This window comes from Conexibacter sp. W3-3-2, assembly GCF_009707605.1.
Lineage (GTDB): Bacteria > Actinomycetota > Thermoleophilia > Solirubrobacterales > Solirubrobacteraceae > Paraconexibacter > Paraconexibacter algicola.
The window spans coordinates 3760399-3776506 of sequence record NZ_WLYW01000001.1 but is presented as its reverse complement, the minus strand read 5'-3'; the positions used below and the strand labels follow the sequence as shown (position 1 = coordinate 3776506).

Annotated in this window: 17 protein-coding genes; 9 read left to right on the top strand and 8 right to left on the bottom strand. The window is 74.5% G+C overall.

Going from position 1 to position 16108, the window contains the following annotated elements:
• The first annotated feature begins 3 nt into the window (after nt 1–3).
• On the top strand, nt 4–765 hold the full coding sequence (locus tag GKE82_RS18175; RefSeq protein WP_154734262.1) for a helix-turn-helix transcriptional regulator: 762 nt from the start codon (nt 4–6) through the stop codon (nt 763–765).
• On the opposite strand, the gene GKE82_RS18170 is transcribed toward GKE82_RS18175, so the two are convergent.
• Genes GKE82_RS18170 through GKE82_RS18160 form a run of 3 tightly spaced genes read right to left on the bottom strand, consistent with a single transcriptional unit; the run spans nt 662 to nt 4037 of the window.
• Complete coding sequence (locus GKE82_RS18170) at nt 662–2884, bottom strand: cation-translocating P-type ATPase (RefSeq protein ID WP_154734261.1); 2223 nt, start codon at nt 2882–2884, stop codon at nt 662–664. The two genes, GKE82_RS18175 and GKE82_RS18170, sit on opposite strands and share 104 nt — an antisense overlap.
• Nucleotides 2881–3837: a hypothetical protein gene (locus tag GKE82_RS18165; protein ID WP_154734260.1), complete on the bottom strand. Its 957-nt coding sequence runs from the start codon at nt 3835–3837 to the stop codon at nt 2881–2883. The genes GKE82_RS18170 and GKE82_RS18165 overlap by 4 nt, the downstream gene beginning before the upstream one ends.
• Before the next feature lie 2 nt (nt 3838–3839).
• Complete coding sequence (locus GKE82_RS18160) at nt 3840–4037, bottom strand: heavy-metal-associated domain-containing protein (RefSeq protein WP_107568470.1); 198 nt, start codon at nt 4035–4037, stop codon at nt 3840–3842.
• 47 nt (nt 4038–4084) lie between these two features.
• On the opposite strand from GKE82_RS18160, the gene GKE82_RS18155 reads away from it, so the two are divergent.
• Entirely contained in the window at nt 4085–4375 is a 291-nt protein-coding gene (locus GKE82_RS18155; protein WP_107568469.1) for a metal-sensitive transcriptional regulator, read from the top strand.
• Nucleotides 4376–4384: 9 nt separating this feature from the next.
• On the opposite strand, the gene GKE82_RS18150 is transcribed toward GKE82_RS18155, so the two are convergent.
• The 4 genes from GKE82_RS18150 to GKE82_RS18135 all read right to left on the bottom strand — a co-directional run bounded on the left by GKE82_RS18150 (nt 4385) and on the right by GKE82_RS18135 (nt 8598).
• Nucleotides 4385–5413: a S8 family serine peptidase gene (locus GKE82_RS18150; RefSeq protein WP_154734259.1), complete on the bottom strand. Its 1029-nt coding sequence runs from the start codon at nt 5411–5413 to the stop codon at nt 4385–4387.
• 141 nt (nt 5414–5554) lie between these two features.
• A complete protein-coding gene (locus GKE82_RS27275) occupies nt 5555–6982 on the bottom strand; it encodes a collagen-like protein (protein ID WP_196189300.1) in 1428 nt (475 codons plus the stop codon).
• A gap of 135 nt (nt 6983–7117) precedes the next feature.
• Nucleotides 7118–7795 carry a Bax inhibitor-1 family protein gene (locus GKE82_RS18140; RefSeq protein ID WP_107568467.1) on the bottom strand — a complete coding sequence of 226 codons (678 nt, stop codon included), beginning with the start codon at nt 7793–7795 and terminating at the stop codon, nt 7118–7120.
• Between the two features lie 38 nt (nt 7796–7833).
• The gene (locus tag GKE82_RS18135) at nt 7834–8598 is read right to left on the bottom strand and encodes a class I SAM-dependent methyltransferase (RefSeq protein ID WP_146175307.1); all 765 of its coding nucleotides are present in this window, start codon (nt 8596–8598) and stop codon (nt 7834–7836) included.
• Between the two features lie 48 nt (nt 8599–8646).
• Here GKE82_RS18135 and GKE82_RS18130 point away from each other — a divergent pair, with 48 nt between their 5' ends.
• Together GKE82_RS18130 and GKE82_RS18125 are read left to right on the top strand one after the other, a co-directional pair.
• Nucleotides 8647–9288 (top strand): RDD family protein, encoded by a 642-nt coding sequence (locus tag GKE82_RS18130; protein ID WP_196189299.1) that lies wholly within the window; start codon nt 8647–8649, stop codon nt 9286–9288.
• Between the two features lie 40 nt (nt 9289–9328).
• The gene (locus tag GKE82_RS18125) at nt 9329–10300 is read left to right on the top strand and encodes an ornithine cyclodeaminase family protein (protein WP_196189298.1); all 972 of its coding nucleotides are present in this window, start codon (nt 9329–9331) and stop codon (nt 10298–10300) included.
• Between the two features lie 21 nt (nt 10301–10321).
• Here GKE82_RS18125 and GKE82_RS18120 read toward each other — a convergent pair whose 3' ends face one another.
• A complete protein-coding gene (locus GKE82_RS18120) occupies nt 10322–11404 on the bottom strand; it encodes a hypothetical protein (protein ID WP_154734255.1) in 1083 nt (360 codons plus the stop codon).
• Nucleotides 11405–11493: 89 nt separating this feature from the next.
• Between GKE82_RS18120 and GKE82_RS18115 the strand changes: the two genes are divergently transcribed.
• The 5 genes from GKE82_RS18115 to cysD all read left to right on the top strand — a co-directional run bounded on the left by GKE82_RS18115 (nt 11494) and on the right by cysD (nt 16100).
• Entirely contained in the window at nt 11494–11688 is a 195-nt protein-coding gene (locus GKE82_RS18115; RefSeq protein WP_154734254.1) for a hypothetical protein, read from the top strand.
• Nucleotides 11689–11784: 96 nt separating this feature from the next.
• On the top strand, nt 11785–13626 hold the full coding sequence (locus GKE82_RS18110) for a nitrite/sulfite reductase (RefSeq protein WP_107568461.1): 1842 nt from the start codon (nt 11785–11787) through the stop codon (nt 13624–13626).
• Nucleotides 13614–14243 (top strand): phosphoadenylyl-sulfate reductase, encoded by a 630-nt coding sequence (locus GKE82_RS18105; protein WP_196189297.1) that lies wholly within the window; start codon nt 13614–13616, stop codon nt 14241–14243. Before GKE82_RS18110 ends, GKE82_RS18105 begins: the two co-directional genes overlap by 13 nt.
• Nucleotides 14244–14247: 4 nt before the next feature.
• Complete coding sequence (locus GKE82_RS18100) at nt 14248–15177, top strand: sulfite exporter TauE/SafE family protein (RefSeq protein WP_233243783.1); 930 nt, start codon at nt 14248–14250, stop codon at nt 15175–15177.
• Entirely contained in the window at nt 15174–16100 is a 927-nt protein-coding gene (cysD, locus tag GKE82_RS18095; protein WP_107568459.1) for a sulfate adenylyltransferase subunit CysD, read from the top strand. The genes GKE82_RS18100 and cysD overlap by 4 nt, the downstream gene beginning before the upstream one ends.
• Nucleotides 16101–16108 lie beyond the last annotated feature (8 nt).

Sequence of the window (16108 nt, the reverse complement as noted above, 5' to 3'; positions counted from 1 at the left end):
GCGATGTCGTCGGAGCTCGCCGCGATCGCCGCCGTCCTGGCCGACCCGACCCGCACGCGGATCCTGGAGGAGCTGCTCGGCGGGGTCCCGCTTCCCGCGGGGGCGCTGGCGACCCGTGTCGGCGTGGCGCCCTCGACCGTCAGCGGGCACCTGACCCGGCTGATCGACGCCGGCCTCGTGACGGTGACGCCGGTCGGCCGGCGTCGGGAGGTCGCGCTCGCGGGCCCGCGGGTCGCGGAGGCGCTCGAGGCGCTCGGCCGGCTGGCACCGGCGCCGCGGCCGATCGGGCTGCGGGCGGCCACCAGGGCGCAGGCGCTGCGCCACGCGCGCTCCTGCTACGACCACCTCGCCGGTGAGGTCGGGGTGCGGGTGACCGACGCGCTGGTCGCCTGCGCCGCGCTGCGCGCGGACGACGGTGGGTTCGCGGTCCCCGCGGGCGCGCAGCCGGCCTACGCCGCGCTCGGGGTGGATCTCGACGCGGTCCGCGCGACCGCCGCCTCGCGTCCGCTCGCGCGCGCCTGCGCGGACTGGACGGAGCGCCGCCCGCACCTCGCGGGCGCGCTCGGCGCGGCGCTGCTGGACGCGGCGCTCGCCCAGGACTGGGTCCGGCGCCGTCCGGACGGCCGCGCGCTCACGGTCACCGCCGCGGGCGCCGCGGCGCTCAGCGCCCTGGAGCGCCGCTCTCGAAGCGCCGCAGCCGCAGCGAGTTCGAGACCACGAGCACGCTCGAGGCCGCCATCGCCGCGCCCGCGAGCACGGGGTTGAGGAACCCGGCCGCCGCCACCGGGATCAACGCGACGTTGTAGGCGAACGCCCAGAACAGGTTCGTCCTGATGGTCCCGAGCGTCCGCCGTGACAGGCGGATCGCGTCCGCGGCGCCGCGCAGGTCGCCGGAGACGAGCGTCAGGTCCGACGCCTCGATCGCGACGTCGGTGCCGGTCCCGATCGCCAGGCCGAGATCGGCCTGGGCGAGCGCGGGCGCGTCGTTGACGCCGTCGCCGACCATCGCGACGACGCGGCCCTCCTCCTGCAGGCGCCGGATGACCGCGGCCTTGTCGGCGGGAAGGACCTCGGCGACGACCTCGTCGATCCCGACGGCCGCGGCCACCGCCTCCGCGGTCGGACGGTTGTCCCCGGTGAGCAGCACGGGCCGCAGGCCGAGCGCCCGCAGGCGCCGGACCGCCTCAGCGGAGGTGTCCTTCGGCGTGTCCGCGACGACGAGCGCTCCCCGCAGCGCCCCGTCCCAGACGACGCGCACGACGGTCCGCCCGCCGTGCTGCAGCGCCGCGAGGTGCAGCGGCTCGTCGGCCGGCGGGGCGGTTCCGGGCGCGAGGCGACCGACCTCCACCCGCACGCCGTCGACGCGACCGACGACCCCGAGGCCCTCCCGGTTGGCGAACTCCTGCACCGCCGGCAGCGTGCCGAGCTCCGCACGCGCGGCGGCCGCGATCGCGCGCGCGATCGGGTGCTCGGAGGCGTCCTCCACCGCGCCCGCACGGCGCAGCAGCTCCTCCCGCGAGGTGCCCGGGACCGGGACGACGTCCAGGAGGGCCATGCGGCCGGTGGTCACGGTGCCGGTCTTGTCGAGGACGATCGTGTCGACCCGGCGGGTCGACTCGAGCACCTCCGGCCCCTTGATCAGCAGGCCGAGCTGGGCGCCGCGACCGGTGCCGACCAGCAGCGCCGTCGGCGTCGCGAGGCCGAGCGCGCACGGGCAGGCGATGATCAGCACCGCGACCGCGGCGGTGAACGCGAACGCGGCGCTCTCCCCGGCGCCCAGCCAGAACCCGAGCGTCGCCGTGGCGACGAGGAGGACGACGGGGACGAACACGCCGGAGATGCGGTCGGCGAGCCGCTGGACCGGTGCCTTGCCGGACTGGGCGTCGGTGACGAGCCGGGCGATCTGCGCGAGCGCCGTGTCGGCGCCCACGCGGGTGGCGCGCACGACGAGCCGGCCGCCGACGTTCACCGACGCGCCGACGAGGGCGTCGCCCGGGTGCTTCTCCACCGGCACGGACTCCCCCGTGAGCAGCGACTCGTCGACCGCGCTCGTGCCCTCCTCGAGCTCCCCGTCGGTGGCGACGCGCTCCCCGGGCCGCACGACGAACCGCTGCCCGACGCGTAGCTCCGCGACCGGGATCCGGCGCTCGACGCCGTCGTCCCCGAGCACGGCGACGTCCTTGGCGCCGAGCTCGAGCAGCGCGGCGAGCGCACTGCCGGCGCGGCGCTTGGCGCGCGCCTCGAAGAAGCGGCCGGCGAGCAGGAAGGTGACGACGACGGCCGCCACCTCGAAGTACACGTGGTCCAGCGAGGCGGAGCGGTCGGGGACGAGGTCGAAGCCCATCGTCATGCCGGTGACGCCGGCGTCCCCGGCGTAGAGGGCGACGACCGACCAGGTCCAGGCGGCGAGGGTGCCGACGCTCACCAGGGTGTCCATGGTCGCGGTCGCCTGGCGCAGGTTCAGCCACGCGGCGCGGTGGAACGGCCAGCCGCCCCACAGCACCACCGGGGTCGCGAGGTTCCAGGCCAGCCACTGCCAGTCGTCGAACTGCAGTGCGGGCACCATCGACAGCACGAGGACGGGCAGCGCGAGCGCCGCGCTGACGACCAGCCGCGTGCGCAGGGCGCGCGTCGGTTCGTCGGTCTCGGCGGGCGGGTCCTGCTCGGAGGAGGAGGTCGGCAGCGCGGCGTCGTACCCGGCGGCGCGGATCGTGGCCACCAGGTCCTCCGGGCCGACGGTCGCGTCCTCGTAGGTGACGGCGGCCCGCTCGGTGGCGTAGTTCACCGACGCGCTGACCCCGTCGAGCTTGTTGAGCTTGCGCTCGATGCGGTTCGCGCACGCGGCGCACGTCATGCCGGTGATCGGCAGCTCCAGCCGGCTCATCCGGACACCACCTCGGTGAAGGCGGCGGTGTGCACGCGCCCGTCGAGCCGGAACTCGACCCAGCTGCGGTAGGTCCCCGGCCCGGGGAGCTCGACGCCGAACGCGAGCTGGTCACCGGCCGGGTGCGTGTGGAGGTACGCGAGGTCGCCGGCCCGGAGGGTGACGAGGTGGCCGCGGGCGCCGAGGTGGTCCTCGAGCTCGCCGGTCACGACGCGCCCGTCGCGCAGCACGTCGAACGCGACGGTGCCGGCGGGACCGGGGCGGCGACGGACCTGCAGCCCGTCCCCGGCGTCGGCGAGCGTCGCCGGGCGCGCGACGGGCCGCGGCGTGAAGGTCCCCGGGAGCTGGACGTCGGTGCCCAGCGTCCGCTGCACCCCGTCGATCGTCGTGTCCGCGTAGAGGCGGTAGGTGCCGGCGGCGGGGAGCGCCAGCCGGATGCTCCAGGTGCCGTCGGTGCCCATCACCGGGTGGACGTGGCGGAAGTGCTGGAGGTCCCGGCGGACGACGACGAGGTGCAGCCGCCGCGCGTGCGCGACGTCGAAGCGCCGGACGGCACGCCCGTCGGGTCCGAGGATCCGCAGGCGCAGCGGTGCGGTGACCCCGACCGTGCGCGGTGCCGTGTCGAGGACCAGGCGGTAGCCGTCCTGCTCGGCGGTCAGGCCGGGCGGCGCGGCGGCCTGAGCGGTGCCGTCGGCGTGGCCGGCCGTCCCGTGGTCGGCGCCCGCGTCCGCTCCGTGGTCCGCCGCGTCGGACGCGCCGCCGGCGCCGTGCGCGTCGGCGGACGCGCCGCCGTGCGTCCCGTCGGTGTCGTGCGGCGTCGCGGTCGCGCCGTGCGCGGTCCCGGTGGCGTCGGACGCACCGTCCGGGTCGACGAGCCCGCCCGCCAGCGCGGCCGCGGCGAAGACGGCGGCGAGCAGCAGCGCGAACGCGCTCAGGCGGGCGGCGACGGACACGATCAGGCGACCGCGTACCCGGCCTCGTCGATCGCCGCGCGGACGGCGGCGTCCTGCGCCTCGCCCACCACGACGACCCGGCCGGTGTCGAGGTCGACGCGGACCTCGGTGACGCCCGGGACCTCGGAGACCTCCTCCTGCACGCTGGCGACGCAGTGCTGGCAGGTCATGCCGGTGACGGTGTAGGTCGTCTCGCTCATGCCTCGACGGTAGCACACCCCCGGGGGGTATCCGCTACGCTGCGTCCATGGCCGAGCCGACGACCCGGGGGTACACCGCGACGAAGGACCAGCTGCGCACGCGCCTGCGCCGGATCGAGGGCCAGGTCCGCGGGATCCAGGGGATGGTCGACGACGACCGCTACTGCATCGACGTGCTCACGCAGATCAGCGCCGTCCAGGCGGCCCTCGACAAGGTCGCGCTGGGGCTGATGGACGAGCACGCCCGCCACTGCGTCCTGCACGCCCCCGACGAGCTGCGCGCGGAGCGCACCGACGAGCTGATGGCCGCCGTGGCGCGGCTCATGCGGCGCGGCTGACGCGGCGGCTCAGCGGCCGCGGACCGCGGCGCGCCGGTCGAGCCGGCGGATCGCGCGGCCGACGTCCAGGGCGCCCGTGCGGATCTCGTCGCGCAGCGCCGTCGTGCGGCGGGCGCCGTTGAGCAGCGCGGCGCGCAGCGTGACGACCGGCGTGCCCGGATGGCGCGCCAGCAGGAGCGCGGCAGCCCCGGAGACCAGCGGCGCGGCGGCGCTCGTGCCGCTGAACCGCGTCGCACGCCCGCCGGGCGCGAGCGCGGGCACGTCCAGCCCCGGCGCCGCGAGATCGACGCCCGGCCCGAAGGCGCTGAGGTCCACGAGGTAGCCGTCACGGTCGGTCGCGCCGACCGTGACCATGTCGGGCGTCCGGTAGGCCGCCGGGTAGAGCGGGGCGTCGCGCAGATCGCGGCCGTGGTTCCCGGCGGCGACGACGAGCAGGACCCCGCGCGCGGCCGCCTCGCCGACCGCGGCGGCGACCTCCGGGTCGTCGTCGGGCGTCGTGACGCTGAGGTTGATGATCTGCGCCCCCTCGGCCAGGGCGTAGCGGATGCCGGCCGCCACCGTGCCCGTGGAGCCCTTCGAGCGCTCGCCCAGGACCTTCACGACCATGACGCGCGCGACGCCGGACGCGAGCCCGCTGCGGCCCCGCCAGCGCGGCCGGCCCGCCACGATCCCGGCCACCGCGGTGCCGTGCCCGGACTGGTCCAGCGGCGGCTGGGTGTCGTCGAGGAGGTTGACGCCGTGCACGTCGTCGACGTGGCCGTTGCCGTCGTCGTCGACGCCGTTGCCCGCGGTCTCCCCGGGGTTCGTCCATAGCGCACCGGCGAGGGCCGGGTGCGCGAGATCGGCACCGCTGTCCACGACCGCCACCGTGACCGTGCGCGCGGCGGTCGTGGCCGGCACCGCGATCCGGGACTGGACGCCGACGGCCCGCTGCAGCCAGCCGAGGCCCGGGACCGCCGCGGACGCGGCGGTCGGCGCGCCGAGCAGCGCGACGACCGCGAGGGCGAGGAGCAGGGCCTGGGGACGGGCGCGGCGCACGGCCCGTCCATCGGCGGGCGGGCGCGGATCTGCGCGGCGCTGTCAACGGACCTGGACGGATGTCCGGGCCCGGACGCGGACCGGCCCCGCACACCTCGTGGGCGTACGGGGCCGGTCGCGGTCAGGCGGTGCGGCGGGCGGCTAGCCGCGCAGGCGCACGGTGCGGCGGAACGTCTGCCGGTTGCCGCTGGTGTCGATCACCGCGACGGTGACCATCACCTCGGTCGTGCGGCGCTTGCGGGCCAGCGCGACGCGGTCGGCGCCGAGCGGGACCTTCACGAACCCGACCTGGCGGCGGTTGAGCTGGAACTCGCTGGTCCCGAACGTCACGCGCTCGTTGCCGGAGCGGCCGAACCGCAGCTTGTTCGTCGAGCGGATCTTCACGGTGCCCGAGCAGGTGCGGGTCGCGAACGGCCGGCAGTAGATCCGGACCTTCACGATCTTCGAGCCCTTGGCCTTCGACCGCGGAACGGCGAGGTTCGTGGAGTCGATCCGCAGGAGCTGCTTGGACGTCGGCAGCGAGGCGCCGTCGACCGAGGCGCCGGTCGCGCCCGTCGCACCGGCCGGGCCCTGCGGGCCGGCGGGGCCCGCGGGACCGGCCGGCCCGGCCGCCCCGTTGGCGCCGTTGGTGCCGTTCGTGCCGTTCGCCCCGGCGGGGCCGGCGGGGCCGGGGGCCCCGGTCTCACCCGTCGGGCCCTGCGGGCCGGTCGCACCCGTCGGGCCGCTCGGACCCGTCGGACCGGTGGGGCCGTCCGGACCCGTCGGTCCGGTCGGACCGCTCGGGCCCGTGGGGCCGCTCGGACCGGTCGGGCCGCTCGGACCCGTCGGGCCGCTCGGACCGGTCGGGCCGCTCGGACCGGTGGGCCCGGTCGGACCGCTCGGCCCGGTCGGGCCGCTCGGACCCGTCGGACCGGCGGGCCCGTCGGTGACCGCGAGGCCGACGTTGTCGAAGTAGGCGCTGACGCTGCCGCCGAGGATCTGCAGCAGCTGCGAGGTCAGGCGCGTCGTGATCTCCAGGCGGTAGCTCGTGCCCGGCTGCAGCAGCCCGGTCGGCACCGCCGCGGTGCGCTTGACGAACGCGCTGTCGGCGTCGTCGAGCGCCTCCTCCAGCAGCACCGTGCGAGCGCCGTTGGACTGGTTGACGAGGACGACCCGGTAGCCGGCGGTGCCGCCGAGGTCCAGCAGCGCCTGGATGTCGGCGCGGCGATCGAGCTGCAGGACGCCGGAGCCGCCGGTCTCGGCGACCGTGAACGACGGCGACGTCACGACGCTCGTGCCCGTCGCGACCCCGAGGAGCCCGAGCAGCGTCGTGTAGCGGACCTGCAGCGAGCCCGCCGGGTTGCCGACGCCGGCGGCGTGGAGGTTGTCGACGTCGCACAGCAGCGACGGCAGCACGAGCAGGACGCACGAGGTGCTCGTGTCCTGCCAGCCCTCCAGGCCACTGGTGAAGCTGCTCCCGCCGGCCGGATAGGTGGTGGTGGCGGCCTGTGCCGGCGCCGCCATGGCGGCGGCGATCGCCGCGGTCGACCCGAGCGCACCGAGCGTGGCGCGCGTGTTCTTGAACGTCATGTTCCCCCTTGCATCTGCCCTGCGGGGGACCCGTTCCCCCGCCACGTCGGTCACACCGTAGTGGCAACGTGACGAGATTGCACGGCCCGCTGAAAGTCCGTTCAACTGGCCATCGATGGGCCGTTTTACGGCCGATCAGCGGTTGCCGAAGATGTTCAGCAGCGCGAGGAAGATGTTCACGATCGAGACGAAGATCCCCGTGGCGAGCATCACGGCGTCGTCCTCGGTGCCGTGCTTGCGCAGGTAGTTGAAGTCGACGACGATCAGCAGCGCGCTGACGGCGCCGATCGCGATCGAGATCAGCGGGTTGCCCCCGCCGCCCGCGAGCATCAGCAGCAGCGACACGATCACGAGGCCGAAGACGAGGAAGCTCAGCGGCCGCATCCACGACTTCAGGTCCTTCGACAGCGCGAAGCCCAGCGAGCCCGTGCCCGCGACGACGAGCGCCGTCGCCCCGGCGGCCTGCGTCAGCGGCGCCGGATCGACCTCGGCGAAGTAGCCGATGACCGGGCCGAGCCCGAGCCCGATCAGCAGCGCGGTCGCGAACAGCCAGCCCATCGCGAGCGGCCCGACGCGGAAGCGCTCCCCGCCGAAGGAGGAGACCAGCAGCATGCCGAAGCCGGCGAACGAGCAGATCCGGGCGGCGCCGACCTCGAGCTCGCGCCCCAGGAAGGTGCCGAGCACGGCGAAGCCGAGCGCGACCGCGACGAGGAACATCACCTGCCCGAGCAGCTGGGCCGTCGAGATCTCGACGCGCGAGCGGCCGAAGCTCGACTCGGCGGGGTACGTGAATCCGGAGCGCTGGTCGTCCATGGTGCGCCGATGGTACCCCGACGCGGGGCGCCCGACGCCTACCGCAGACGATCGATCAGCTGCGAGGCGAGCCGCCGCGGCCGCTGTGCTGCGAGCGCGGCGCCGTGCCGCGCGAGATCGCGCGCCGTCTTCAGCCGCAGCTCCGCCTCCGACGGCTCGAAGCGCCGCCGGATCCGCTCGCGCAGCTCCGCGAACAGGCGCTGGTAGTCGTCCTCCCCGATCAGCGGCCGCTCGAACGCGGGCAGCGTGCCCTCCCAGAACAGCCCGAGCAGGTGGTCCTCGAGCTCCATCCGCGCGCGCCAGCGGTCGTTGACCCGCAGCGTCCAGTCGTGGTGGATCGAGTGCGGCTTGTGCGTGAACCGCAGCGCCCCGTCGACGACGTCGCAGAGCCAGCGGTGGTGCTCGTGGCCGAGCCAGGGACCGTTGCCCTCGACGTTGAAGATCAGCTCCGCCTCGATCGTGGGGACCTCGACGTAGCCGGCCTTCGCGACACGGCTCAGCTCGTGGCAGACCCAGATCGGGTCGCGGATGTCCTCCAGCGTCGTGACGCAGATCGCGAAGTCGAACTGGTCGTCCGCGTACGGCCACGGCCGGTGGTCGCAGATGTCCCGGACCGTCCACGTCCGGCGCGTGAAGCGCTCGCCGCGCGGGCCGTAGCTGCCCATCGCCCCGCGCGTCTCGTAGGGCATCAGGTCGAGCACGTGCGTGGCGCGGTTGAACGGGGCGGCCCAGCCGCCGACGTCGAGGAGGGTCGCGCCGTCGGGGAGCGTGTCGAGGATGCGCTGGGTGGCGGAGGGCAGCACGGGGCCGGACCCTACCGCGGCACCGCGGCCGGGCGTACGATCCGGCGCGTGTCCGTCGCCCCCGAGCGTCCCGCCCCGGCCGCCTTCGCCCTCCCGGCGGCCCGGTGGGGCCAGCGCGCGGGCGCGCTGCTGCTGGACCTCCTCGTCCAGCTGCTGCTGGTCGTCGCCGTCGCGGTGGTCGTCGGGTTCGTCACCGACTGGGGCGAGTACCGCTACGAGGACACGGACGCCACCGCCACCGCGCCGTACTGGGCGGCGTGGGCGATCGGCGTCGGGATCGCGAGCGCCTTCCTGTACCCGTGGCTGCTGCTGGGCCTGATGCGGGGCCGCACGCCGGGTCGTCGGATCGTCGGCATCCGCGTCGTGCGCAACGACGGCGGGCCCGTGGGTCTCGGCACCGCGTTCCTGCGCGAGGCCCTGGCGAAGGGCGCGCTGGGGCTCTTCACGGTGCCGCTGCTCCTGAGCTTCCTCTGGCCGCTGTGGGACCCCCACCAGCGCGCCATCCACGACCTCGTCTGCTCGACCCGCGTCGTGCTCGACGGCGAGGACGAGGTCGACGCCTTCGGCGGCGACCGCCTCGCCGCGCCGGTCCCCGGCAGCCTGCTGCCACCCCCACCGCCCGCCCCGGGCCGTCCGGCGGGCCACGGCGAGCGCGAGGACCTCGCCGGCCGCATCGGCCTCGACGGCTGAGCGGCCCCGCGGCGCCGTCGCGTGTGACAGCCTGCGCGCCGTGCCCGCCCTGCCCGTCCTGAACCGCGACGCCGTGCTGGCCGCCGTCACCGCCGCGGACGCGATCCACCACACCCGCGAGGCGTTCCTGCGCCACCACGCCGGCGCGTGGACGATGCCGTCGAAGGTCTACCTGCCGTCCCCGCCGTACGGGGACTTCCGCGCGATGCCCGCGCTCGGCGGGGACCTCGCGATGCTCAAGTGGATCTCGTCGTTCCCGGGCAACCCGGACCGCGCCGAGCCGCTGCCGACCGTGATGGGCCTCGTCTGCGTGTCGGACGCGCGCACGAGCGAGCCGCTGCTGCTGCTCGACGCCGGAGCGGTCACCGCGCTGCGCACCGGCGCCGTCGCGGCCGTCGCCACGCGGGCGCTCGCGCGGCCCGAGGCGGCGACCGTCGCGATCATCGGCTGCGGGCTGCACGGTGCGTGGGCGGCGCGGTGCCTGGTCGCCGACGGGTACGGCGGCGGGGCCGGGAACGTGCTGGTCGACCCGCGCGCGGACGTCGCGGCGGCGCTCGCCGACGAGCTCGGCGCCGACCGCTGGACGGTCGGCAGCACCGCGGACGCACTGCGCTGCGACGTGCTCTGCTGCGTCACGCCCGGGCACGAGATCGTGCTCGACGTCGGCAACCTGCGACCGGGCCTGCACCTGAACATGCTCGGGGCCGACGGCCCCGGCAAGGCGGAGATGAGCATCGGCGCGGTCGCCTCGTGCGCGCTGTTCTGCGACGAGTGGGCGCAGGCGTCGCACGGCGGCGAGCTCACCGGGGCCGTCGAGGCGGGCATGGTCACCCGCGAGCAGGTCACCGACCTCGGCGCGGTCCTCACGGGCGAGGCGCCCGGACGACGCGGACCGGAGGCGGTGACGCTGTTCGACTCCACGGGCCTGGCGATCCAGGACCTCGCGATCGCCGCGGCCGCACTCGACGCCCTGCGCGCGGGCCGGGTGTCGGCGCAGACGATCGAGCTCTGAGAGGCGGCGGGCGCCCGGCCCTCAGCCCGTCGGGCGCACGGCGCCGCGCGCCACGCGCACCGTGACCGCGCCGACGAGCGCGCGGTCGCCGGTCGTGCGCCGCACGCGGACCGTGTAGCGCCCGTCGGGCACGCGGCGCCCGTCGACGCGACGGCCGTCCCAGCGCACCGCGGTCGCGCCGCGCAGCGTCCGCACCAGCCCGCCGCGCGCGGAGGCGCCGCGGCGAACCGTGGCCCGGAACGGGCCGGCGGCGTCCCGGACGGCGATCCGCACGGCGCGGCCGTCGCGGCGGACGACGAGTCGCGGCCGGACGGCGGGGGCCGGGGCGGGCGACGCGACCGGCGCGGGCTCGACGATCCGCGTGACGTTCGTGAACGTGCCGCGGCCGGAGATCCCGGTGCCGCGCAGGGTCGTGCCGCCGAACAGCCGCGACAGCGGCGAGCCGGGGGCGAAGGTCACGGTGCCGGAGGCGACCGATCCCTCGTGGACCTGCTCGATGTCGTTGCGGGTCAGCACGAGGCCCTTCGGTCCGAGCCCCCAGATCCGGGTGACGATGGTGACACCGGGCAGCGGCGGCGTACCGGGGGTGAGGTCGGCGGTCATCGTGTATGGCGAGAACGCCCACGGGATCCGCGCGTCGATGCGCGTCCCGAGCGGCCCGGAGCGGTCGAAGGCGATGTCGACGAGGTCGGAGCGGAAGCCGACGTCGACCTTGCGGCGCGAGAGCTCGGGGTCGGTGTCGAGCTGCGAGATCGCGTAGATGTCCTGGGTGATCGTGCCGCCGGGGTCGTCGAGCGGGACGGGCGTCCGGATCACCACCGCGGCCTCGGCGATGCGGTAGGCGGGACGGCGGACCCCGTCGATCGTCCCCTCGGGGCAGGTGGCGAGCTCGACGAACCCCTCGGGCTCCTCGCCGGCGAAGGCGAAGCGCTCGGGCACGAGCTCACGCGCGGCGACCGGGTCGATCGGCAGCGTGATCGCGAGGTTGCGGCAGTCGGTGCCGGTGTTCGTGAACACGACGGGCGCCTCGGCGGCGAGGGCGCTGGGCGCGAGCACGCCGAGGGCGACGAGGACGGGCACGGGCAGGCGACGGGGTCGGAGCACGCGGCGACCCTCGCACATCCGACACTCCGGTTTCCAGTCGTCGGCGGGCCGGGGCGGTGCCGATCGCGCGCGCATGGCAGGATGCACGCATGGCGCGAGTCGAGATCACCAGCCCCGCGACCGAGCACGAGGCCGCCGCGGTCGTCGCGGCCGTGGAGCAGTACCTGCGCGACAACGCCCCGCCCGCCGCCCCGGCCCCCGTCGGGCTGCCCGGCTGGCAGCGCGCGGCGCTGCTCGAGGGCGTCGGCCTGCCCGCCGGCGCCGACCATCCCTGGCTGCGCTGACCCCGCCCATTCCCCACATTGTCCGTGGGGAATGTCCAGCATTCATGCCGGTTTTCTAATTCCTGAAGTGCGATCGGGTTTTGCTACATTGGCCCGATGGAGCCTTCTTCGGTCCCCACGGACACTGCTGCCGACGCCGCCGGTCGCGGCTCGCTCAAGGACCCCGAGCGCCTCGACGTCCCGGGCCACATCATCCCGATCATCGAGCGCGAGTTCGACGACTTCGACACCGAGGCCACGAAGTTCCTCGACGGGCACACGCCCGAGCCGGAGTTCATCGGCTTCCGCCTAAAGCAGGGCGTCTACGGGCAGCGCCAGCCCGACGTGAACATGTGCCGGATCAAGCTGCCCTTCGGCGGCGTGACGCCCGACCAGATGGACACCGTCGCGAACGTCGTCGAGAAGTACGCGCCGCTGAACAAGGCGCACATCACCACGCGGCAGAACATCCAGATCCACCACGTGCCGCTGATGAAGATGGCCGCGCTGATCCGCGAGATCTCGCCGTCCGGCCTCTCCTCCCGCGAGGGCTGCGGCAACACCGTGCGCAACGTCACCGGCGACCCGTGGGCCGGCATCGCCGAGGGCGAGGTCTTCGACACCACCCCGTACGTCGGCGCCTACGTCCGCTACTTCGTGCGCCACCCCACGACGCAGCTGATGCCGCGCAAGATCAAGACCGCGTTCGACGGCACGCCGTCGGAGGACCGCTCGATCACCGGCATCCACGACATCGCGTTCCTCGCCAAGATCAAGGACGGCGTCAAGGGCTTCGAGATCCGCGTCGGCGGCGGCACCTCGATCATGCCGCGCGTCGCGCCCACGCTGTGGGAGTTCGCGTCGGCCGACGACGGCGAGTACCTGAAGGTCGCCGAGGCCGTCTTCCGGATCTTCGACGCCCAGGACTGGCTGCGCGTCAACCGCGCCCGCGCGCGGATCAAGGTGCTCGTCGACCGCGACGGCGCCGAGGCGGTCACGCAGATGATCAAGGACGAGCTCGAGGGCGACTGGGTCGCCCAGCGCGACTTCTCGATCGACGAGAAGTACTTCAACGTCGACGAGGCCACGCTCGCGCCCCAGGCCGATCCCGCCCGCGAGTACGCGCAGCCGACCGACGCCGACCGCGCCGCCTTCGAGGCGTGGCGCGAGTACAACGTGCAGGCCCAGAAGCAGGAGGGCTACAGCGCCGTCGAGGTGAAGATCACCCGCGGCGACCTCGACCCCGCCCAGTGGCGCGGCCTCGCGCAGGTCATGCGCGACTACTCCGGCGGCCTCGCCCGCACGACCGTGCAGCAGAACCTGCTGCTGCGCTGGGTCCGCGACGAGTCCGTCTACGAGGTCTGGACCAAGCTCGTCGAGCTCGGCGTCGGCGACAAGGGCGTCCGCACGATCGAGGACGTCGTCTCCTGCCCCGGCACCGACTCCTGCAAGCTCGGCATCACGAGCTCCATGGGCCTCAACAAGGCCGTGCACGAGAAGGTCGTCGAGATGGGGATCACCGACCCGCTCACCCGCGACATCAAGATCAAGATGTCCGGCTGCCCCAACGGCTGCAGCCAGCACCACATCGCCAACATCGGCTTCTACGGCGCCTCGATCAAAGCCGGGGAGCACACGATCCCCGCGACGATCCCGCATGTCGGCGGCACCTACGAGCAGGGCCAGGTCGCCTACGGCAAGCGGCTCAAGGTCCGCATCCCGTCCAAGCGCGTCCCCGACGCCGTCGAGCGCTGGGTGCGCATGTACGAGGCCGAGCGCCACGACGGCGAGGCGTTCAACGCCTACGCCGACCGCGTCGGCACGAAGCGCTTCGAGGACGAGATCCGCGACCTCGCGATGCCCGTCGAGTTCGGCCTCGACACCATGAACATGTTCATGGACTGGACCAAGAACGTGCCGTTCCAGGTCGTCCGGGGCGAGGGCGAGTGCGCGGTCTGACGCAGGACACCACGCGGGTCCTGCAGGAGGCCGTCGAGCGTCACGCCGACGGCCGCCTGGTCCTGCTCACCTCCTTCCAGAAGGAGGAGTCGGTGATCGTCGACGAGCTCGCGCGCCTCGACGCGCTCGACGCCGTGCGCTTCGTCACCATCGACACCGGCGTGCTCTTCCCCGAGACGCTGACCACCTGGAAGGCGTTCGAGGACCGCTGGGGCATCACCGTGCACGTCGAGGACGCCTCGGCGCCCGAGGGCACGCCCGCCTGGACGGGCCCCGAGCACTGCTGCGGCGTGCAGAAGGTCGCCGCGCTCGAGCGCGCCCTCGCCGGCGCCGACGCCTGGATCACCGGCATCCGCCGCGAGCAGGCGCCGACCCGCGCCGGCGCGGAGCTCGTCGAGGCGGACGAGAAGCGCGGCGGCATCCCCAAGTACAACCCGCTCGCGCACTGGACCGACAAGGACCTGTGGACGCGGATCATGGACCGGGGCATCCCGTACCACCCGCTCCACGACCAGGACTACGCGTCGATCGGCTGCGCGCCGTGCACGAAGCCCGGGTCCGGCCGCGAGGGCCGCTGGGCCGGCACCGACAAGACGGAGTGCGGCCTCCACGTCTGAGGACGTGGCCGCCCCGCCCATGCTCGGCATCGATCCCGTCATCGTCGTCTTCGGCCTCGGCGTGGGCATCCTCGTCGGCCTGACCGGCATCGGCGGCGGCTCGCTGATGACCCCGCTGCTCGTCCTCTTCGCGGGCATCAACCCCGTCGTCGCGATCGGCACCGACCTCGCGTACGGGGCGGTCACGAAGACCGTCGGCGGCTGGAAGCACTGGCGGTCGGGCACCGTCGACCTCGGCGTGTCGAAGTGGCTGGCGGTCGGGTCGGTCCCCGGCTCGATCCTCGGGGTCCTCGTCGTCGAGGAGCTGCACGCCCGCTACGGCGACGGCTTCGACGACGTGCTGCTCGCCGGGATCGCGGTCGCCCTGGTGATCGTCGCGATCACGATCCTCGGCCGCGCGCTGTTCATGCCGAAGCTCGCCGAGCGCGAGCGCGAGACCGTCGAGCTCACGCAGCGCGTGAAGTCCGGGGCCGCCGGCCTGGGCTTCGTGCTCGGCTTCATCGTCGGCCTGACCTCGGTCGGCTCCGGCGCGCTCATCGGCCTCGCGCTGATCCTCATCTTCCGCCTGACGCCGCACCGCGTCGTCGGCACCGACGTCTTCCACGCCGCGATCCTGCTCTGGAGCGCGGGCATCGCCCACTGGATCGGCGGCAACGTCGACTTCGGGCTCATGGGCACGATCCTGCTCGGCTCGCTGCCGGGCGTCTGGATCGGCACCGCGCTGCTGCCGCGCGTCCCGGCCGCCGGCCTGCGGCCCGCGCTCGGCTGCGTGCTCCTGGCCAGCGCGCTCGGCGTCGCCACGAAGGCCGGCCTGGACCTGCCCGCGTGGGGCATCGTCGGTCCCCCGCTCCTCGTCGGCGCCGCCGCGTACGCGCTGCAGCGCCACCGCTCCTCGTCCGCACCCCGCCCCTCATCGGAGGTCGCACCCGCATGACACCGCCCGTCGACGCCCGCAACCGCGAGCTCACCCACCTGCAGGCCCTCGAGGCCGAGGCGATCCACGTGATGCGCGAGGTCGCCGCCGAGTTCGAGAACCCGGTGCTGCTGTTCAGCGGCGGCAAGGACTCGATCGTGCTGCTGCGCCTCGCCGAGAAGGCGTTCCGGCCCGCGCCGATCCCGTTCCCGGTCATGCACGTCGACACCGGGCACAACTTCCCGGAGGTCATGGAGTTCCGGGACCGCCGCGTGGAGGAGCTCGGCGTCCGGCTCGTCGTCGCGTCCGTGCAGGAGGCGATCGACAAGGGCCGCGTCACCGAGGAGACCGGCCCGCGCGCGTCCCGCAACCGGCTGCAGACGACGGCGCTGCTCGACGCGATCGCCGAGCACGGGTTCGACGCCGCCTTCGGCGGTGCCCGCCGCGACGAGGAGCGCGCCCGCGCGAAGGAGCGCATCTTCAGCTTCCGCGACGACTTCGGCGGCTGGGATCCCAAGCGCCAGCGCCCGGAGCTCTGGAACCTCTACAACGGGCGCATCCGCCGTGGCGAGAACGTCCGCGTCTTCCCGATCAGCAACTGGACCGAGCTGGACGTCTGGGAGTACATCGCCCAGGAGAACCTGGAGATCCCGTCGATCTACTTCGCCCACGAGCGCGAGGTCTTCGCCCGCGACGGCATGCTCTACGCGGTCAGCGACTTCGTCGAGCTGATGGACGGCGAGACCCCGTTCGTGGAGTCCGTGCGCTACCGGACCGTCGGCGACATGAGCTGCACCGGCGCCGTGCGCTCGACCGCGAGCGAGCTCGAGGCCGTCGTCGCGGAGATCGCCTCCACCCGGGTGACCGAGCGCGGCGAGACGCGCGCCGACGACAAGGTGTCCGAGGCCGCGATGGAAGACCGCAAGATCGCTGGCTACTTCTAGACCGAGAC